At 67.9% G+C, this 18704-nt stretch carries 18 protein-coding genes and 1 tRNA gene; 15 read left to right on the forward strand and 4 right to left on the reverse strand.

Annotated elements, in window-relative coordinates; translation table 11 throughout:
- The first annotated feature begins 1 nt into the window (after position 1).
- A complete protein-coding gene (locus ABTX78_RS15765; RefSeq protein ID WP_352207356.1) occupies positions 2-1288 on the forward strand; it encodes a PIN-like domain-containing protein in 1287 nt (428 codons plus the stop codon).
- An 18-nt stretch (positions 1289-1306) separates the two neighbouring features.
- Here the strand turns inward: ABTX78_RS15765 and ABTX78_RS15770 are convergent, their stop codons facing one another.
- Positions 1307-1984 (reverse strand): AAA family ATPase, encoded by a 678-nt coding sequence (locus ABTX78_RS15770; RefSeq protein WP_352207357.1) that lies wholly within the window; start codon positions 1982-1984, stop codon positions 1307-1309.
- Positions 1981-2739 (reverse strand): GntR family transcriptional regulator, encoded by a 759-nt coding sequence (locus ABTX78_RS15775; RefSeq protein WP_352207358.1) that lies wholly within the window; start codon positions 2737-2739, stop codon positions 1981-1983. Before ABTX78_RS15775 ends, ABTX78_RS15770 begins: the two co-directional genes overlap by 4 nt.
- A gap of 479 nt (positions 2740-3218) precedes the next feature.
- Here ABTX78_RS15775 and ABTX78_RS15780 point away from each other — a divergent pair, with 479 nt between their 5' ends.
- The 11 genes from ABTX78_RS15780 (at position 3219) to ABTX78_RS15830 (ending at position 12959) form a co-directional block, all read left to right on the forward strand.
- A complete protein-coding gene (locus ABTX78_RS15780; protein WP_352207359.1) occupies positions 3219-3485 on the forward strand; it encodes a DUF6284 family protein in 267 nt (88 codons plus the stop codon).
- The gene (locus ABTX78_RS15785; protein ID WP_352207360.1) at positions 3482-4381 is read left to right on the forward strand and encodes a DUF2637 domain-containing protein; all 900 of its coding nucleotides are present in this window, start codon (positions 3482-3484) and stop codon (positions 4379-4381) included. The genes ABTX78_RS15780 and ABTX78_RS15785 overlap by 4 nt, the downstream gene beginning before the upstream one ends.
- Positions 4378-5202: a phosphoadenosine phosphosulfate reductase gene (locus ABTX78_RS15790; RefSeq protein WP_352207361.1), complete on the forward strand. Its 825-nt coding sequence runs from the start codon at positions 4378-4380 to the stop codon at positions 5200-5202. The genes ABTX78_RS15785 and ABTX78_RS15790 overlap by 4 nt, the downstream gene beginning before the upstream one ends.
- Positions 5203-5531: 329 nt before the next feature.
- Complete coding sequence (locus tag ABTX78_RS15795; protein WP_352207362.1) at positions 5532-5810, forward strand: hypothetical protein; 279 nt, start codon at positions 5532-5534, stop codon at positions 5808-5810.
- Positions 5811-5916: 106 nt separating this feature from the next.
- Positions 5917-8022, forward strand: a complete 2106-nt coding sequence (locus tag ABTX78_RS15800; protein WP_352207363.1) for an FtsK/SpoIIIE domain-containing protein — start codon at positions 5917-5919, stop codon at positions 8020-8022.
- Between the two features lie 204 nt (positions 8023-8226).
- A complete protein-coding gene (locus ABTX78_RS15805; protein WP_352207364.1) occupies positions 8227-8691 on the forward strand; it encodes a hypothetical protein in 465 nt (154 codons plus the stop codon).
- A gap of 87 nt (positions 8692-8778) precedes the next feature.
- Positions 8779-9693: a bifunctional DNA primase/polymerase gene (locus tag ABTX78_RS15810; RefSeq protein WP_352207365.1), complete on the forward strand. Its 915-nt coding sequence runs from the start codon at positions 8779-8781 to the stop codon at positions 9691-9693.
- Positions 9690-10043, forward strand: coding sequence for a hypothetical protein (locus ABTX78_RS15815; protein WP_352207366.1), 354 nt, complete (start codon positions 9690-9692; stop codon positions 10041-10043). The genes ABTX78_RS15810 and ABTX78_RS15815 overlap by 4 nt, the downstream gene beginning before the upstream one ends.
- Positions 10040-11185: a DUF3631 domain-containing protein gene (locus tag ABTX78_RS15820; RefSeq protein WP_352207367.1), complete on the forward strand. Its 1146-nt coding sequence runs from the start codon at positions 10040-10042 to the stop codon at positions 11183-11185. Before ABTX78_RS15815 ends, ABTX78_RS15820 begins: the two co-directional genes overlap by 4 nt.
- 174 nt (positions 11186-11359) lie before the next feature.
- A complete protein-coding gene (locus tag ABTX78_RS15825) occupies positions 11360-11593 on the forward strand; it encodes a helix-turn-helix domain-containing protein (RefSeq protein WP_352207368.1) in 234 nt (77 codons plus the stop codon).
- 85 nt (positions 11594-11678) lie between these two features.
- On the forward strand, positions 11679-12959 hold the full coding sequence (locus ABTX78_RS15830; RefSeq protein ID WP_352207369.1) for a tyrosine-type recombinase/integrase: 1281 nt from the start codon (positions 11679-11681) through the stop codon (positions 12957-12959).
- A 6-nt stretch (positions 12960-12965) separates the two neighbouring features.
- Here ABTX78_RS15830 and ABTX78_RS15835 read toward each other — a convergent pair whose 3' ends face one another.
- Both ABTX78_RS15835 and ABTX78_RS15840 read right to left on the reverse strand, forming a co-directional pair.
- Positions 12966-13319: a hypothetical protein gene (locus ABTX78_RS15835; RefSeq protein WP_352207370.1), complete on the reverse strand. Its 354-nt coding sequence runs from the start codon at positions 13317-13319 to the stop codon at positions 12966-12968.
- Between the two features lie 551 nt (positions 13320-13870).
- Positions 13871-13945, reverse strand: a tRNA-Cys gene (locus ABTX78_RS15840).
- Positions 13946-14115: 170 nt separating this feature from the next.
- Here ABTX78_RS15840 and ABTX78_RS15845 point away from each other — a divergent pair.
- The 3 genes from ABTX78_RS15845 (at position 14116) to ABTX78_RS15855 (ending at position 18607) form a co-directional block, all read left to right on the forward strand.
- Positions 14116-15573, forward strand: a complete 1458-nt coding sequence (locus ABTX78_RS15845; protein WP_352207371.1) for an MFS transporter — start codon at positions 14116-14118, stop codon at positions 15571-15573.
- A 197-nt stretch (positions 15574-15770) separates the two neighbouring features.
- Entirely contained in the window at positions 15771-17561 is a 1791-nt protein-coding gene (locus ABTX78_RS15850; protein WP_352207372.1) for a DEAD/DEAH box helicase, read from the forward strand.
- A gap of 404 nt (positions 17562-17965) precedes the next feature.
- Entirely contained in the window at positions 17966-18607 is a 642-nt protein-coding gene (locus ABTX78_RS15855; RefSeq protein ID WP_352207373.1) for an IclR family transcriptional regulator, read from the forward strand.
- Positions 18608-18704 lie beyond the last annotated feature (97 nt).

The following is an 18704-nucleotide window of genomic DNA, read 5'->3' on the forward strand; positions in this document are numbered from 1 at the left end:
CATGCGCACGTCATTCAACGAATATTATTCGCCAACGGAAGACGAATACCAGGCAATTCTCACCACTGGGACTATTGTCCTCGACGCCAATGTTCTACTTGCGCCATACAAACTGGGGGCTGATGCTCGGAAACAGACGTTCTCCGTCCTGGAATCCCTACGGGATCGACTCTGGATCCCTTATCAAGCTGCATGGGAGTTCTTCGAGAATCGCCCGAACGTCATAGCCGGTGAGGACAAGGTTTACCAGGGCCTAGTGAAGCCGTTGACGGATGCCATAACAAAGCTTGAAAGTCATTTCGATACTTTGAAAGGGCATCCTGTAGTAACTGACGAAGAGCGTGTAAAGATCATGCGGCACGTAGAGGACGCGGTCTCGTCGGTATATCGTCTCAGCGGCGGCCGCGACGGACGGTTGGAGGATGCGCTGCAGTTCGACCCGGTATTGCAGCAGTGGGAAAGCATCCTCACGGATCGACTTGGGGGCCAGCCGTCGGAAGATGCGGTGGCTGCGCGTGAGAAATTGGCGGAAGAGCGCTACGCCAACAGAACTCCACCTGGATATCTCGACTCCGAAAAGGAATTCAACAAGTATGGCGATGCCCTCCTATGGTTGGACCTAATTGAAAGGGTTCGCGCGAACCCCGGACCCGTCCTAATGATCACGAACGACGTCAAAGAAGATTGGTACAGGAGGCAAAGCGGGCGCACTATCGGGCCGCGAGTCGAGCTTGTTCGGGAGATGTCGGCTGTAGGCGGCCAATATTACCAGCAAAGGCTAGCCGCTTTTCTTCAGCGCGCCGCTCGGATTGTGGATAAGAGCGTCTCTGAAGAGTCGTTGGAGGCTATTGCGAGAACCTCTGAGGGAGTCGAAAAGACGCTTCTCGACCGATTGGTGCACGAGATTCGAATTATTGTTCCAGAGGTCACATTCTCGCAACCTATTACAAACAAGGGCCTAGCGCCTGACCTGATCGCCAATACGCCACAAGGCATCGTAGGAATCGAGTTTAAGAACTTCTCGCGCAAAATTACAAGCCGCGACATCGAGTATGTGGAGCAGATGCTTTCTAGCCATCCGATGAATGGGTTCCTGCTTGTTTCCTCTGGTGAAGTATCTCCCCTTGCCGCCCGTACAGTCATCCAGGAAGCCAAAAATAATCGAATTGTGGCAAGGGTTGTCGAGGTCAACGATTTCCATTCGCCAGACGCGATCGCACAGTCCTTCTGGGCGCTCCTGGATCAAATGCATAGCCATGGCAATGTCAACAAGACCTGGCGGTTCTAATACTCTTCAGCGTTAGGCTCACAGGCCAGCTGCTTCCAGTGTTGCGATCACGACCGCAGGGTCGCCGTCGTACGACAGGTGCGGTTCGTCTGCCGTGGGAGGGATGAACCGACTGCGGTACCGCTTTAGGTCACTCTCGGAGAAGTAGATCGAGTTGGGATCGTCCGCGTGAAACTTATTGCGCCTGTCGACCCTTGCCCACAGCTCGTCATGACTGGTGGCGAGGTAGACGAGTACTGGGGTCGCGCTGGCCTCAGTGGCGATGGCACGCCACCTGGCCCGGTCCTCTGGGGTCCAAAAACCGTGATCAACGACGACATTGCGACGTTCCCTGAGCTGTTCCCGGAGTTCCACCGCGACGTCTTCGAGGACTGGCCGCTCAAGGGTGGGGAAGGTGCCCCGAGGGAAATCCACTCCATAGACGCCGTGCCGGCGGTACATCTCTTCGTCCGGGCACAGTCGTACGAACCCGCGAGCGGTGAGAGCGCGGGAGAGGGTGGTCTTGCCGGAGCCGGGAAGCCCGGCCATCAGGACACAGAACGGCGACTTTGAGGACATCGGTCTCGTCATGGCTCGGGAGATGGCGGCTATCTCTGCTTCGGCTTCGGGCGAGATTGTGCCAGCTCTGTGAGCCGCAAGCAGTGCACCCAGGCGGTCTTCGAGCACGCTCACGAGCGTGTCGTCCACGACCGTCACGGGGAGACCTCCGATTCTGTGCGCCATGTCCGGCCGGGCCCACCGAGGTCCACGCCGTATTCGACAATGTTGCCCTCGCTGTCAACAAACTTCGCTGTCATCACGACTACCGGTTCCGCCGGCAGATTGGCAAGGTCCAGTTCTAGCAGCCGTGCGTATTCCGGAGTCAGTGAACGTGCTGAGGCTGTGTCGATGCGGTGGCTGATCGGGTGGCCGGTCACCTGGGCGATGAGCTGGAGCGAGGTTCCCCCCGTGAGCCGCTCACTCGCTGCTAGCTGAGGGATCAGCTTTCCGTACTGAGCGGGAATCCACGACGTGCTGTGAGCGACGATGCCGTGCCGATCCCTGTACACCCGGCTACGGCGGACAACGTTCGAACCTGGCTCAATGTCCAGGGCTTGCGACACCTCAGCGGGGGCTGGCACCACAGCAGCCTGGTGGGAATCCGACCTCTCGCCCGCGCCCCAACTGGAGCCAGTGCGGCGTCCCCGGTCCTGCCGCTGAGACCCCGAAGACATCGGAGCCGGCTGGTCCAGGACCTCAGTGCCGATGCCGTGGATGCCTCGGACAAGTCCTTCGTTACGGAGCTTGCGTAGGGCTTTCTCGGCTGTCGCGGTGCTCACCTTCCACTCTTCCGAGAGGTTCTTGATGCTCGGCAAGAGTGTTCCCGGCTGTAGCTGACCAGACGTAATCAGCTCCATGTAGTGGGCGGCAATCTTCGCGTACGGCGCCCGATTGTCGGCCTGACCTGCCATGTCGCTGGCTCCTTGTCGTCACTTCCCTGAGGTTCCCTAGCTTACCGCTTGACACCGCAGGGAACCCTAGGGAACCTTAGGGATGTGCCCGACCGGCGGTTCGCCGACCGGAGGGCGCTGGACCTCAATGCGCCCTGCTTCAGGGCGCATTGAGGTCAAGGGGCCCGGGACAGAGCGGGCCGAGGGTGCACCCGACCCTGGTCATTCGGGAGGGCTTAGACCGAAAGGTCACGTCTCCATACGCCTTCGCCAGGAATGGCGGCTCTACCTAATACGGGAACCGCATCCCTGAAGGAGACCCACGCTCCACCTCACCCTCCGCTGCGTTCGCTGCGGCGGCCGGTTGCCTCCGCTGCTCGTCTCGTACGAGCGGCGCTGAGGGGAGCCGGATCTACCGACTTCAACGGCGCGCGGCCCCGGTGCTCGAACACCGGGGCCGCTGGTCGGGCCGTTGCCTGCTGCTAGGGAGACCACGACCCATGAACAACATCGTCACTGTTCAGGGCGCTGTTACCGCGTTCGCCGACTTCATGGAACCGACGGACGCGGAGCTGGACGCGATCGAGCAGGAGATGCCCGCGATCCTCGCGGACGTCGACCTGATCGAGGCGCAGATCACCACCCTTGACCGCACGCCGACCGAGCTGGACATCCGGCGCATCCGCCGGGCCTACCGCCGGGTGCTGGCCGCCGAACGCGACCAGGCCAACCGCGCCGGCGCGAGCACGTCCGGCGGTGTGGCATGAACCTCCACCGCAAAGGCAGGGCCGCCCTCGTGCTGGCTCTGGTCGCCGTGGTCGCCATGGCGTTCCGGGTCTCGTGGAACGCGCTCAGGGACATCGCGAATGCGGTCGGCGCGGACGACACGGCCGCGACGCTCTACCCGTTCGTGGTCGATGGCCTGATGGCCCTGGCCCTGGTCGCCACGCTCGTGCTCGCCGGCCGCGATCGCACGTTCGCGCTGCGGGTGCTGGGCACCTACACCGTGGCCTCGCTGGTCCTCAACTACGTTCACGGCCTGGTCCCCAAGCTGCACGACACGGAACTCGACTGGACGCGCCTCGCCGATTGGGACCCCGCCAACTGGGCCCTGGTCCTGTTGGCGACGTCGCTTCCGGTCGGGTCGATCTACTTCGGTTCCGATCTGGTCGCCAAGGTTCTCCACCACCGCCCCGCACCGATCCTGGTACCAGTCACGAATGCGGAGGAATCCACCGAGATACTGAGGAATGGGTCTACGGCTGACCTCGCGGTATCGACCCCGGCGCCCGCCCTGGCGCTCCCGGTGCGGATGCCCGATCCGGTGACGGTCGACTTCCTGAAGTCGACCCCGCTCGCCAAGCCGCTCCCGACCCTGGCGCCGACTCAGGTCGCCGCGATCGAGCGGCGCCCGGCGGCCGCTGAGTCGACTCGACCCCGCCGCGCCACAGGACGAGTTCCCGAAGTGGCGCGATCGGCCAGGCCGCGTCGGACGGCGGCTGAACTGCTCGATGAGGCTCGCAGCGTGACGGCCGATTGGTCGGACGGGCAGGTCACGGCGGAGGGCATCCGCCGCACGGTTCGCACGTCGCCGGCGAACGCCCGGATGCTGCGGGACACCCTGCTTGCCGAGCGGGCCCGCACGGCGGGGGTGGCGGAATGAGCACACCCACCACGAACGCGGTGAAGTCGTTCAGCTTTGGCGGCGGTGTGCAGTCCATGGCGGCCCTGGTCCTCGCGGCTACGGGTGAGCTGGACTACCGCACGTTCCTGATGGCCAACGTGGGGGACGACTCCGAGCACCCCGGCACGCTGCGCTACCTGCACCAGTACGCCATCCCCTATGCCGAACAGCATGGTCTTGAGCTGGTCGTTCTGGACCGGGTCATGAAGCGTTCGGGTGAGGTCCGCACGCTGTATCAGGACCTGACTCGGGAGGGGTCGCGGTCGCTGAAGATCCCGGTGCGGATGTCGAACGGGGCCCCTGGGACCCGCTCGTGCACGGCGAGCTTCAAAATCAAGGTCGTCGGCGATGAGCTCAAGCGCCGCGGTGCGACGAAGCAATCACCGGCCACGGTCGGTATCGGGATCAGCCTGGACGAGATCCATCGGGCGAACAAGCGACGCTGTGAGCCGCACGAGCGGATCGAGTATCCGCTGTTGGAGCGCGGGATCCGGCGTATCGACTGCGCGCGGATCATCCGTAGCGCCGGGCTGCCGGTGCCGCCGAAGTCGTCGTGCTGGTTCTGCCCGTTCCACCGTCCAGAGACCTGGCACGACATGCGCCGCAACGATCCGGAGCTGTTCGAGCGGGCCTGCCAGCTCGAAGAACTTCTCAACCGCCGGCGCGACGAACTCGGCAAAGACCACGTCTGGCTCACCCGCTTCAACCGGCCGCTGCGTAAGGCCATCCCGGACGGCGTGGACACGCTTCCGTTCGACGAATGGGACTCCGGATGCGACTCCGGCTGGTGCATGACCTGACACCCCAGCACACCGCCTGAACTGTCCGATCCCACCTTGGAGTTCCACCGTGAAGATCACAGTCAGCACACACAAGCTGTTCGGCCACCGCGCCACCCTCCGTACCGCGAAGCAGCTCGCGGAACCTGCGGCGCGGCTGGTCAACCGGTCCGTGCCGGGCCGGATGCCGGACGTACAGATCACCCTCACGAACCCGCGCGGCATGGCGGAGCTGGCCACTACGGCGGAAGCCGAGTTGGCCGGCGGGGTCGACAAGCGCGTCCGGGACCGCGAGGAGCGTCACGCCGCGCGCGAGGCCCCGCGACGTCGCCGGACGCGCGGTCCCGCTCATGGATGGCTCGGTCCTGGTCCTGATCAACGTCGACCAGAACGACAGCCCCGGTGAGTTCGCCATCACCCTCGTTCACGAGCTGGTCCACGCCATGCAGTTCTCCCGCAAGGGCGTCCGCGAGCGGATCATCCGTGACCGCCGCGACGCCTTCAAGGTCGAGCGCCAGTCCCGCCGGCAGGCCCGCGAGCACGAGCGGGGCCTCGCCGACGAAGAGCGCGAGGCGTACAGCCGCGAGTACCTCGCCGACCAGATCGTTCCCGGCGCCAACGCCGCCTGAAAACGCTCGCATTCGATCGCCGGGGTGGCCTCTCCCGGCCAAGGAACCAGCCACCCCGGCGTCACCCCATGCGGCCCCGAGCGGGGCAGTACAGGAGACCTCCAGCATGAATGAGAACGTCGTTCACCTGCACAAGAACACCGACCCGGCGCCCGTGACCACCCTGACCGTGGTCCCCGAACCGGCACCCACCAAGCCCGTGCCGCTGTGGCTGCGGTCCGGGCGGGCCGTCCGTATGGCCGTGACGCACGAGCGGACTGTGACCGCTGCTCGCGCGGTTGCCCGGCACACCCTCTACGTCGCCGGCGGCGCCCGGATCGCAGCCAAGCGGACGTGGGACGGGCGGACCGCCTCGAGGTACGAGCGGATGCTCCGCGCCGCGGAGGCTGCGGGGAACTATGAGGTCGCTGCGGAGTGGGAGGAGCGCGGGCAGCGCTACCGCCAGGCCCGCCACCAGCGCCGCATGGACCTGCTCACCTCACCCATCGACGCGGCCAAGAGCGCGCTGGTCGGCACCGGGATGGGCATCGGATCCCTGGTCGCCCTGGGAGTCGTCCTGGCCATCGCCAACAAGGACGCGGCGGACGTCGTCACCCCGCTGATGGCGGTGATCGAGTTCATCCGCCTCATGGTCACCATCGTGCAAGTGGTGTGGGGCCCGCTGGTCACGGTCGGTCCGCTGCTCGCCCTGCTCGCGTTGTGGGCTGTCGGCCGCAAGCAGCAGGCCGCCCCGGCGTGGGCGCTGCCCGCCAACGTCCGTAACGGGGAGGGTGAGCCGATCACGCCGTCGATCGTGGTCAAGGCCCTGCGCGACCTCGGCGTGCCCGCGCTGCGGAACGCCATCAAGGAGATGGGTGACGCCGGCGCGAGCATGCTCGGGCCGATCCGGATCGCGGGATGTGGCGTGGAAGTCGACGTCACCCTCCCGTCCGGGGTGTCCACGATCGAGGTGCAGAACCGGCGCCGGAAGCTCGCGGAGAACCTGACCCGGCACGAGCACGAAGTGTTCATCACCATCCCGCAGGCCGCCCGCACCGTTCGCCTGTGGGTTGCCGACTCCGGAGCGCTGGATGAGCCGATCGGGCCGTCTCCGCTGGTCACCGACGAGACGATGACCGCCGACTACGCCAAGGGCCGCGCCCCGTGGGGTCAGGACCTGCGCGGTGACGCGGCGGCACTGTCGCTGTATCAGCGGCACTTGCTGATCACGGGTCTGTCGAACCAGGGCAAGACCGTTGCCCTGCGTTCCCTGGCGTTGTGGCTGGCGCTGGACAAGTCGGTGCAGTTCCTGATGGGTGACCTCAAGGGTGTGGGTGACTGGGCCATGTTCGATGGCCTCGCCGCCACCCTGATCCAGGGGCCGACGGATGAGCACGTGATCCAGGTGACCGAGATGGTCGAAGACGCCGTGGACGAGATGAACCGCCGGATCCAGGCGCCGCCCGGCACCGTGTTCCCCGCGCTGATCGTGCTGGTCGATGAGGCGCAGGTCGCGTTCATGTGCCCGCTCAAGGACGAGGACAAGCGGCCCTACGGCGGGGCCAAGGCCAACTCCCGGTACTTCATGGCCGTCCGGAAGATCCACAACCAGGGCCGTGCGGTCAACGTGCTGATGTGGCAGGGCACGCAGGACCCGACCGACCAGAACCTGCCCAAGCTGGTCCGCGAGGGCGCCCACACCCGCGCCTCCCTCGCGCTGGGCACCGAGTCGCAGGCCCGCATGGCGCTCGGAGACAAGGCCGTCGATGGCGGCGCGGCGCCGAACCTGCTGCGGCCCGGGTTGGATCAGGGCACGCTCGTGGTCGCTTCGTCCGGCATCGACATCCCCAAGGGCCAGTCGTCCATCACCGTGCGCACGCACTACGTCGACGACGACGCGGCCCAAGCCATCACCGACCGTGCCAAGGCTCTGCGGGACAGGGTCACCACGCTCACGGTGATCGACCGCGGGGAGGAGCGGGATCCGCTCGCCGACATCGCCTCCGTCCTCGGAGACAAGCCGCGACTGAAGACGCAGGACGTTCTCAAGCGGCTCACAGCCCTCAACGAGGACGCCTACGGCGGGTGGTCGTTCCTGGACCTCAAGCGCGTGCTGGAGGACGCCGGCGCGGAGCCCTACAAGTCCGACGGCCGCATGGTCGTCAGCCGTGACCGCGTCGCTTGCGCCCTCGCCAACCGCGACACGGACGGTTCCGCTTCCGCCGACGGATGACAGGGAGCCGACCCCCGTCGGGTCAGGGAGGCAGGGAGAACTCCCTCACCCCCTCCCTGACCCGCCTCCCTGACCCTGAGCTGCACAAATGATCCATCAGGGAGTCAGGGAGGCCCGCAGGTCAGACCCCCGAAAACCCCCTCCACAGCCCACCCCCAAGGGTGTGCTCCCGCCTCCCTGACCGAGCACCGGAAGGGATTCCGCATGAACCCCGAACACCCCACCACGAGGCGGCCCGTGACCGCCGTGGAAGTCCACCAACCCACCCCCTTCCCGCCCGCCATCGTGACGCCGGCACCCCTCGCGGCCATGCAGCCGGGCACCGTCCCGAGCGTGGCGAGCATCGTCCTCCCGGACGGGCGAGTCGTCACCGGATACGCGATCAACCCCGTCCAGCCCGAACCGGTCGCGGCCAAGCCGCCCGTCTCCCGCACGGCCGTGAACGTAGCCCTCGGAGGCATCGGATTCGCCGCCGTCTGCGGCGGGCTCCTCGTCCTGACGACGTTCATCGCCGCGCTCACCGCGCTCATCACCCAACTGATCACCCTCGCCGCCGTGATCTTCGGCGGATGGATCGCCGTACAGATCCTCAGCTCGAACGGCCACCAGGGCGGGACGACGGTGAACATCCGCAAAGCCGTGATCAAGCGCAACCACTTCCACAGCTAGCCATGCCAAGGGCGGCCCCGCATCTCGCCAAAGAACCGGGCCGCCCTGACCAACCAGCATCCCTGCAAGGAACTGGAGACAACCAGCATGACCCAACCGACCGACAACCGGCGAGAGGCCTTACTCGCCGCAGCGCTGTCCGCCGCTGAACGCGGCTGGCCCGTCTTCCCCCTGCGCCCCGACACCAAGCGGCCCGCCCTGCACGGGGAGGCTTCCTGCCCGCGCACCGGAGTGTGCGCGAGCGGCCACCGCAAGTGGGAGCAGCGCGCCACGACCGACCCCGACCGCATCCGCGCCACCTGGTCCCACGGACCGTTCAACGTCGGCATCGCCACCGGCCCCTCCGGACTGCTGGTCATCGACCTGGACACGCCAGAGCACAAGGGCAGTTCGGACGCGCCTGACGGCGCGGCAACCTTCAGGGCGCTCTGCGAGCGCGCCGGGCACGCCGTCCCCGACACCTACCGGGTACGGACCGCGAGCGGTGGAACACACCTCTACTTCTCCACCCCGCTGGGGGCCCGGATGGCCAACACCGCGGGCACCGTTGCCGATTCGGTCGACACCCGCGCATGGGGCGGCTACGTCGTCGCCGCCGGCAGCACCACCCTGGCAGGAACCTACGAGCCGCTGTGCGGCCCCGTGGTCGCCTGTCTGCCCTCGTGGCTCCACAGCATCCTGCAACCCGCCCCCAAGCACTCTCAGGCCCCATCTGTGGCCGTAGCGGGGCAATCACGCCGATACGCGGATGTAGCACTCGCCGCTGAGACGCGGAACGTCGCGAGGGCTCAAGTCGGCGAGCGCGAAGCGACGTTGTTCCGCGCCGCACGCGCCATGGGGCGGTTCGTCGCATGGGGCGACCTCCCCCGGCACGTGGTTGAACAGGCTCTTCAGGAGGCGGGGGAGGCGGCCGGACTGTCCGCGTCCGAGTGCCGCTCCACCCTGCGCAGCGCGCTGGACTGGTCGATCGCCCACAACCAGAACCGCCGGGATGCGGCATGAGCACCCACCGCCATCCCCCGCTGAAGAGCATCACCACCACCCCGACCGGTCCGCACGCCGCTGCACAGCCTGTGGACACGGCGGCCGTGGGCGAGCCGAAGGGCGTCGCCGTATGCGTCCCCATTGCTGTTCGCCCTGACCCGCACCCGGGCGACGGCCGGTACCCCGTCGCGTGGCTGCACATCTGCGCGCCGCGCGGCGCCGTCCCGACCGCGACCTCGAAATGCCTGTGCGGCTGGAACCGCAGCGCCGTCGGGCACGGCAAGGTCCACGCCCTGATCGCCGACCACACAGCCCACCGCGACACCTGCCCGCTCCGCACCAGCCTGGAAGGGAGGGCCGCCGCATGACCGACGTCATCGACGGTTCCGCACTGCTGGACGAGGTGGAAGCCTTCCACCGCCGCTTCAACGTCTTTCCGCACGAGGCCGCCTACGTCGCCGTGGCGCTGTGGGACGCACACGCTCACCTGCTCGACTGCTTCGACTCCACCCCGCGGCTTGCGTTCCTGTCACCGGAGCCCGGGTCGGGGAAGTCGCGGGCACTGGAGATCGTGGAAACCCTCGTGCCGGAGCCGATGACGGCCGTCAACGCGTCCGCCGCCGCCCTGTTTAGGTCGGTGTCTGGACCGAACGGCCGGCCCACCATCCTTTTCGATGAGATCGACACGGTCTTCGGCCCCAAGGCGGGCGACAACGAGGAACTGCGCGGGTTCCTCAACGCGGGTCACCGCCGGACCGGAGTGACCTACCGGTGCATCGGCGACGGCGGCAATCAGACCGTTCAGGCCTTCCCCTCGTACTGCGGCGTCGCGGTCGCCGGACTCGGGCACCTGCCCGACACGATCATGACCCGCTCGATCGTGATCCGGATGCGGCGCCGGGCACGCAACGAGCGCATCGAAGCGTTCCGCGCCCGTCTGCACGAGGCGGAAGGCCACAAGCTCCGCGAGCGGCTCGCCGAATGGGCCGAACACGCCCGCGGATTCGTCATGGGCGCATGGCCGGAGATGCCGGAGGGGGTCAGCGACCGCCCGGCGGACGTCTGGGAACCCCTGCTCGCCATCGCCGACGCGGCCGGCGGTGACTGGCCTACCAGGGCGCGCGAGGCATGCGTGATGTTGGTGACCGCGTCCAAGGCCAACGACAAAGGCAGTCTCGGCGTCCGGCTCTTGACCGACCTGCGCGATCACGTGTTGGTCGGTATTGACCGCCTGCCCACCATCGCCATCTTGGACCGGCTCAACGCGCTCGATGACGCGCCGTGGGCCGACCTGAACGGCAAGCCGCTCGACAGCCGGCGCCTGTCGAAGATGCTCGCGGAATACATGACGGCCGACACCGAGCCGATCGCCTCCCGCAACATCAAGACCGCCGGGAGCGTCCTCAAGGGCTACTACGCCACCGATCTGCACGACGCGTGGGGCCGCTACTGCCCCCCACCCCCGGAAAGTCCGCTACCTCCGCTACCGGGCACCGAAAGCGCGGCCTGACCAGCGATAACGCGGTAGCGGCAACCGCCCCCGGTTTCCGCTACCGCCCCGCTACCCATCCGCTACCGCTACCCCGTCCCGCTACCCCGAACAGGCACCTGACCTGCGCGGTAGCGGCGGTAGCGGAGGTAGCGCCCCCCAGAGGGACCCCCCGATGGCCTGAGGAGGCCTTGTATGACCATCGCTACTGACGACGCCGCCCCACCTGCCGAGGCGGATGACCCGACTCCCGTTCTCCTGACCGTTGAAGAAGCCGCCCGCTGCCTCCGCATCGGCCGGACCACCTGCTTCGCACTCATCCGCACCGGCGAGCTGGAGTCCATCGACATCGGCCGTCTCCGTCGCGTCCCCGCAGACGCACCCGCCGAATACCTCGCCCGCCGACGCGCGGCCCAGCGCGCCGCTTAACCACGCCCGGGGCGGCGGCACTCCCGGACAGGACAGCCCGCCGCCCCGGTCTCATCCCGACACATCGAGAATCAGGAGTCTGCCTGTGGCAGAGGAACAGAAGCGCACCCGACAGCCCAACGGCCGTAGCTCTATCTACCTGGGCAAAGACGGCAAGTGGCACGGCCGCGTCACGGTCGGCATCCGAGACGACGGCACGCCGGACCGGCGCCATGTCGAGCGGAAGACCCGCGCCGAAGTGACGGCCGCTGTACGTGAGTTGGAGAAGCAGCGCGATGCCAAGACGGTGCGGAAGCCGGGCAAGGCGTGGACGGTCAGGACGTGGCTGACGCACTGGATCGAGAACGTTGCGTTCCTCGCCGTCAACGACAACACGATGGTCGGGTACCGCGTCGCCGTGCGGAGGCACCTGATCCCCGGCTTGGGGGCTCACCGTCTCGACCGGCTCAAGCCCGAGCACATCGAGGTGCTCTACGCGAACATGCAGGCCAACGGCAGCAAGCCGGGGACCGCCCACCAGGTGCATCGCACGTTCCGGACTGCCCTCAATGAAGCCGTACGGCGAGGGCATCTCGGCAAGAACCCCGTTCAGTTGGCCAAGGCCCCGAAGACGGGGGAGTACGAGGTGGAGCCCTACAGCGTCCAAGAGGTACAGCGGTTGCTCAAGGCCGCTGACCAGCATCGCAACTCCGCACGGTGGGCCGTCGCCCTCGCCCTCGGACTGCGTCAAGGCGAGGTGTTGGGGCTGAAGTGGGAGGACGTGGACCTTGAGGGTGGGTTCCTCGTTGTCCGTCGTAGTCGCCACCGGCCGCAGTACGCCCACGGGTGCGCGGAGCCTTGCGGACGCAAGGCGGCCGGGTACTGCCCGGAGAGGTGGCGGACTAACCCGGAGTTGTCCACCACCAAGTCCCGCGCCGGCCGTCGTGCGGTCGGTCTCCCCGAACAGCTTGTTGACCTACTCGGTGCGCACCTCAAGGCGCAGGAAGCGGAGCGGCACGCGGCCGGGAAGCGCTGGGAGGAGAACGGCCTTATCTTCCCGGACGAACACGGTCGTAGTCCGTCCCACCGCCGGGACTGGTCAGAGTGGAAGGCCCTTCTGACAGAGGCGAAGGTCCGGGATGGCCGTTTGCACGACGCGCGCCACACGGCCGCGACGGTGCTCCTCATCCTCGGTGTCCCCGAGCGGGCGGTCATGGGGCTCATGGGGTGGTCGACCACCGCGATGGCCGCTCGGTATCAGCACATGGTCGACGCGGTGCGGACGGACATCGCGAGGCAGGTGGACGGTCTGATCTGGAAAGCCGAGAAGGAACGGCCCGACGATGACGACGGCGCGGCTGGAGTGTTTGTGCCAGCCGATTCATAGCAGGCGTCAAAGGCCACGCTCTTGAACCTGGTCATCCTCAGACTGTTGGGCGACCACTTGATCCAAGAGGTAGTCCCCGTCAAGAGCAACGCTCCTGCTGCTGTACCTCCGGTGAGCGGCTTGACCTGAGACTCCGAGTGCAGCGCCGATATCTGCCCAGGACACGCCCGAGTCTCTGCATCGGGCAATCTCCTTCAAGACGCGGAGTTCGGCAGCGGTTCGCAACTCACCTGCCAGCGATAGTCGCTCGGTGTGCGAGGTGGCGTTCCTCTCCTCGCTGATCCTTCGTACGGCGACGTGCATGAGCCTATCCGGGAAGTCGTCCTGCGAGTCGAGGGCTTTCTCCTGAGGGGGCGCCATCAACACATGTTGACACGCATGGAGTTCATACTCCGCTCGGTTCAACATAGTCGCAGGTCAGCGGCATTCGTCGCCAAAGTCGCGGCTGGCTAATGTCAGTGGCGCGGCCTACAGGGTCTTCGTCGGATACGGCGACGGCCCCCTGGTCCTAAGCAGGAGGCCGTCATCACCGTCAGTAACGTCGACATGCGGAGGTCAACATTTCCAACAACGGAGAGTCTAGGCGGCGGGCTGGAAGTCGTTCGGTATCGAAGGGCATCTGCCGAGTCAGCGCCCGTGGGCGCGCCCAACTCGCGGAGCATTCGGCGCGTCGCCACTTCGGGCGCCTTCTGCGCTCTGCTGGCGATGAGCTGGTCCGGGTGGTAGTCAAGGCGAGTCTGAGCGGTATCGGAACGCTCGCGCTCTACTGGTGGCACCACCACCGTTAGCAGGGGCTCGCGACGCGGTGACAGCTTGCCTGTGTCGCACAACTGAGACGGCAACTGAGACGGACGAGCGAAAGGGCGACACCCCGGGAGGGTGCCGCCCTTTCGTTTTGCCTGGTCAGGCGATGGAGGCCGTGGCGGGAATCGAACCCGCGTAACTCGCTTTGCAGGCGAGTCCCTGAACCACTCGGGTACACGGCCGTGTTTCTCATCTGCATCGACCGTAGGCCCGGCCCCCTCGCCGCTCAAGGGCGCAGCGCGGCCCGCAACACGACTGCCACACGGCGTTCATGGTCGTACGACCAAGGGACCAGCCAGGACCCGTCCAGCGACAGGGCTCACGATGGGCTATGCCCCTTACTGTGGGGAGCATGACCGTCCTCGAACCCCGTGACGCCGAGGTCACACCGCCCCTTCCCGCCGGCGTCGCGCCGTCCGACGACGGTGAGCGGGGCGGCGTCCTCGGCCGGACCCATCGTGCGCTCAGTGTCGGCATCGTCTCCGTCGTCCTGCTGATCGCCTTCGAGGCAACCGCCGTCGGTACCGCGATGCCCGTCGCCGCACACGAGCTGCACGGCATCGAGCTCTACGCCTTCGCCTTCTCCGCGTACTTCACCACCAGCCTCTTCGCCATGGTGCTCTCCGGGCAGTGGGCCGACCGGGACGGGCCGCTCCGGCCGCTCGCGACCGGGATGGCCGCCTTCGGAGCCGGGCTGCTGTTGTCGGGGACCGCGGGCACGATGTGGCTGTTCATCGTGGGGCGCGCGGTTCAGGGGCTCGGCGGCGGGCTCGTGATCGTCGCGCTGTACGTCGTCATCGGGCGCGCCTACTCCGAGCGGCTGCGGCCCGCCATCATGGCCGCCTTCGCCGCGAGCTGGGTGATCCCCTCGGTCGTGGGGCCGCTCGCGTCCGGCACGGTCACCGAACACCTCGGCTGGCGCTGGGTGTTCGTCGGCATCCCCGCCCTGGTCGTCTTCCCGCTGGCGCTCGCGCTGCCCGCGATCCGGCGGATGGCGTCCGGCCCCGCGGCTCCCGCCGGGCCGCGGCCCGTCTTCGACGGCCGTCGCATCCGGCTGGCGCTGGGCATCTCCGTGGGTGCCGGACTGCTCCAGTACGCGGCTCAGGACCTGCGCTGGCTCTCGCTCGTGCCGGCCGCGGCGGGCGCCGCCCTGCTGGTTCCGGCGGTGCTCGGTCTGCTGCCGCCGGGGACGTACCGCGCGGCGCGCGGGCTTCCCTCCGTCGTCCTGCTGCGGGGCATCGCCGCGGGTTCCTTCATCGCGGCCGAGTCCTTTGTCCCCCTGATGCTGGTGACCCAGCGCGGGCTGTCGCCGACGATGGCCGGCCTCTCGCTCGCGGTGGGCGGCGCGACCTGGGCGCTCGGTTCGTACGTACAGTCCCGGCCACGGCTCGAACCGCACCGGGAGCGGCTGATGCTGACCGGCATGGCCCTGGTCGCGGCCTCGATCGCCGCGGCGCCGAGCGTGCTGATCCCGCAGGTCCCCGTCTGGATCGTCGGTGTCGCCTGGGCGTTCGGCTGCTTCGGCATGGGCATGGTGATCGCTTCCACGAGTGTGCTGCTGCTGAAGCTGTCGGCACCTGCGGAGGCCGGCGCGAACTCGGCGGCCCTCCAGATCTCGGACGGTCTGTCGAACGTGCTGCTGCTGGCGATCGGCGGTGCGGCGTTCGCGGCACTGGGCGGCGGCTCGGTCGCCGGCCACGGTGTCTCGGTGGCGGGCTCGCACCCGGCGGCGTTCGCGGCGGTGTTCCTTCCCATGGCCGCCGTCGCGCTGGTCGGGGCCTGGGTGGGGACCCGGCTCGGGGAACGGTGAGGGCGGTGCGGGGACCGGCGGAAAGGCCCTTTCGTACGCCCCCGTACCCGCGGCGCGCCCGCGACCCGCACGGCTCACGCCCGCTGTGAGTCACATCTCAACACCCACTTCCCCGGCCCCGTCCCCCTCAGCCCGCACCCGTGACACCGGTAGGGTGGCCCGGTTGTCATATCTGGACGAGCGGCGAACCGGAGATCGTGACTACTACCGCCTCCCACTCCCATCACCTCTCACCCGCCTTTCCCGGGCGTGCTCCGTGGGGTACCGCCAACAAGCTGCGCGCCTGGCAGCAAGGGGCCATGGAGAGGTATCTCCAGGAGCAGCCGCGTGACTTCCTCGCGGTCGCCACCCCCGGCGCCGGCAAGACGACCTTCGCGCTCACCCTCGCGTCCTGGCTGCTGCACCACCATGTCGTCCAGCAGGTGACGGTGGTCGCGCCGACCGAGCATCTGAAGAAGCAGTGGGCGGCCGCGGCCGCGCGGATAGGGATCAAGCTCGACCCCGACTACAGCGCCGGACCGCTCAGCAAGGACTACCAAGGCGTCGCCGTGACGTACGCCGGTGTCGGCGTACGCCCGATGCTGCACCGCAACCGCTGCGAGCAGCGCAAGACCCTCGTCATCCTCGACGAGATCCACCACGCCGGTGACTCCAAGTCCTGGGGCGAGGCCTGCCTGGAGGCCTTCGACCCGGCGACCCGACGTCTCGCCCTCACCGGTACGCCCTTCCGGTCCGACACCAACCCGATCCCCTTCGTCACGTACGAGGAAGGCAACGACGGCATCCGGCGGTCCTCCGCCGACTACACGTACGGCTACGGCAACGCCCTCGCCGACGGAGTCGTCAGGCCCGTCATATTCCTCAGCTACAGCGGCAACATGCGCTGGCGCACCAAGGCCGGCGACGAGATCGCGGCGCGGCTCGGCGAGCCGATGACGAAGGACGCCATCTCGCAGGCCTGGCGCACCGCGCTCGACGCGCGTGGCGAGTGGATGCCGAACGTGCTGCGCGCGGCCGACCAGCGCCTGGGCGAGGTGCGGAAGTCCATCCCCGACGCCGGCGGCCTCGTCATCGCCTCGGACCAGGACTCGGCGCGCGCGTACGCCAAGCTCATCCGCGAGATCACGGGGACGAAGGCGACCGTCGTCCTGTCCGACGACACCGGCTCCTCCAAACGCATCGACGACTTCAGCGAGGGCACCGACCGCTGGATGGTCGCGGTCCGCATGGTGTCCGAAGGCGTCGACGTGCCGCGTCTGGCCGTCGGCGTGTACGCCACCACCATCTCGACGCCCCTCTTCTTCGCCCAGGCCGTCGGCCGTTTCGTGCGGTCGCGACGCCGGGGCGAGACCGCTTCGGTGTTCCTGCCGACGATTCCGATGCTGCTCGGCTTCGCCAACGAGATGGAGGTCGAGCGCGACCACGTCCTCGACAAGCCGAAGAAGGAGGGCGAGGAGGATCCGTACGCCGAGTCCGAGCAGGAGATGGACGACGCGAACAAGCAGCAGGACGAGGACACCGGCGAGCAGGACATGCTGCCGTTCGAGGCGCTGGAGTCCGACGCCGTCTTCGACCGGGTGATGTACAACGGCGCCGAGTTCGGCATGCAGGCGCACCCGGGGAGCGAGGAGGAGCAGGACTACCTCGGCATCCCGGGCCTGCTCGAACCCGACCAGGTCCAGATGCTGCTCCAGAAGCGACAGGCACGGCAGATCGCGCACAGCCGCAAGAAGCCGGACGAGGAGGCCGACCTCCTGGAGCTGCCCGCCGAGCGGCGGCCGATCGTCTCGCACAAGGAACTGCTGGAGCTGCGCAAGCAGTTGAACACCATGGTCGGCGCCTACGTCCACCAGAGCGGCAAGCCCCACGGAGTCATCCACACCGAGCTGCGGCGGGTGTGCGGCGGACCGCCGAGCGCGGAGGCGACGGCCGGGCAGATCCGGGAACGGATCAAGAAGGTCCAGGAATGGGCGACGCGAATGCGGTGAGGCGGGTGCCTCCCCGTACTCCGCCAATGGCCAGCGCTCCGGTGCCTGTCCGGGCTCCAGTGCCCGTTCATGGGCGGGCGCCTGTCGGCCGTCCGGCACCTGTCCGTACGCGCTGAACACTCCCTCGGGCCACCCTCGTCCAACTCCCTCCCCGCGCCCCGGCCCGTGGTTCCGGTGCGCGGCCCCCGTTCTGTTGCGCGCCCGGATTCTGGACGAGGTCTTCCGCTGAGCGGACCATCTCGCTACTGTCCCGGCAACGCATACGCCCCGTGGCAGCGCCGCCGCGGAGCGCAGCCGGCGTGCCATGGCCTGCCGGCGGCCTCTGGGTGCGACGCCGACGGGACCGGCGTCAGCTGTTGCCGTACGGAAGGCCGCCGTCACTTCACTCCGAAGGAGAGGGCGTTGTGACCGCGGAGACCTCCCAGACGCTCGACCGGGGACTACGAGTCCTCAAGCTGCTCGCCGACACCGATCACGGCCTCACCGTCACCGAGCTGTCCAACAAGCTCGGCGTCAACCGCACGGTTGTGTACCGGCTGCTCGCCACGCTCGAACAGCACGCACTCGTCCGCCGCGACCTCGGCGGCCGGGCCCGGGTGGGCCTCGGCGTGCTGCGCCTGGGTCGCCAGGTGCACCCGCTGGTACGGGAGGCGGCGATGCCGGCGCTGCGTTCGCTGGCGGAGGACATAGGCGCCACCGCGCATCTCACCCTGGTCGACGGCGCGGAGGCGCTGGCGGTCGCGGTCGTCGAACCGACGTGGACGGACTACCACGTGGCCTACCGCGCGGGGTTCCGCCACCCGCTGGACCGGGGCGCCGCGGGCAAGGCGATCCTGGCGGCCCGCCAGGGGAACGCCAAGGAGGCCGGTTACACGCTCACCCACGGCGAGCTGGAAGCCGGGGCGAGCGGGGCAGCGGCGGCGCTCGTGGGGGTGACGGGGATAGAGGGGAGCGTGGGTGTGGTGATGCTCGCGGACTCGGTCCCGGAGAGAGTGGGGCCACGCGTGGTCGACGCGGCGAGGGAAGTGGCGGACGCGCTGCGCTGACGCGGGTGCGGGTAGGCCGTCCGGTCCGGTCCCAGCGCCGACGCGGCGAGGGAAGTGGCCGACGCGCGCTGCGCTGACGCGGGTGCCGCAGTACCGC

It is taken from the genome of Streptomyces sp. NPDC096193, assembly GCF_040302905.1.
Lineage (GTDB): Bacteria > Actinomycetota > Actinomycetes > Streptomycetales > Streptomycetaceae > Streptomyces.

Excerpts from the sequence above, each read along its gene's own strand:
- ABTX78_RS15795 (WP_352207362.1), top strand. The coding sequence starts at position 5,532 with ATGGATGGCTCGGTCCTGGTCCTGATCAACGTCGACCAGAACGACAGC.
- ABTX78_RS15845 (WP_352207371.1), top strand. The coding sequence starts at position 14,116 with ATGACCGTCCTCGAACCCCGTGACGCCGAGGTCACACCGCCCCTTCCC.
- ABTX78_RS15785 (WP_352207360.1), top strand. The coding sequence starts at position 3,482 with ATGAACCTCCACCGCAAAGGCAGGGCCGCCCTCGTGCTGGCTCTGGTC.
- ABTX78_RS15825 (WP_352207368.1), top strand. The coding sequence starts at position 11,360 with ATGACCATCGCTACTGACGACGCCGCCCCACCTGCCGAGGCGGATGAC.
- ABTX78_RS15820 (WP_352207367.1), top strand. The coding sequence starts at position 10,040 with ATGACCGACGTCATCGACGGTTCCGCACTGCTGGACGAGGTGGAAGCC.
- ABTX78_RS15805 (WP_352207364.1), top strand. The coding sequence starts at position 8,227 with ATGAACCCCGAACACCCCACCACGAGGCGGCCCGTGACCGCCGTGGAA.
- ABTX78_RS15780 (WP_352207359.1), top strand. The coding sequence starts at position 3,219 with ATGAACAACATCGTCACTGTTCAGGGCGCTGTTACCGCGTTCGCCGAC.
- ABTX78_RS15815 (WP_352207366.1), top strand. The coding sequence starts at position 9,690 with ATGAGCACCCACCGCCATCCCCCGCTGAAGAGCATCACCACCACCCCG.
- ABTX78_RS15775 (WP_352207358.1), bottom strand. The coding sequence starts at position 2,739 with ATGGCAGGTCAGGCCGACAATCGGGCGCCGTACGCGAAGATTGCCGCC.
- ABTX78_RS15790 (WP_352207361.1), top strand. The coding sequence starts at position 4,378 with ATGAGCACACCCACCACGAACGCGGTGAAGTCGTTCAGCTTTGGCGGC.
- ABTX78_RS15835 (WP_352207370.1), bottom strand. The coding sequence starts at position 13,319 with ATGGCGCCCCCTCAGGAGAAAGCCCTCGACTCGCAGGACGACTTCCCG.
- ABTX78_RS15800 (WP_352207363.1), top strand. The coding sequence starts at position 5,917 with ATGAATGAGAACGTCGTTCACCTGCACAAGAACACCGACCCGGCGCCC.
- ABTX78_RS15765 (WP_352207356.1), top strand. The coding sequence starts at position 2 with ATGCGCACGTCATTCAACGAATATTATTCGCCAACGGAAGACGAATAC.
- ABTX78_RS15810 (WP_352207365.1), top strand. The coding sequence starts at position 8,779 with ATGACCCAACCGACCGACAACCGGCGAGAGGCCTTACTCGCCGCAGCG.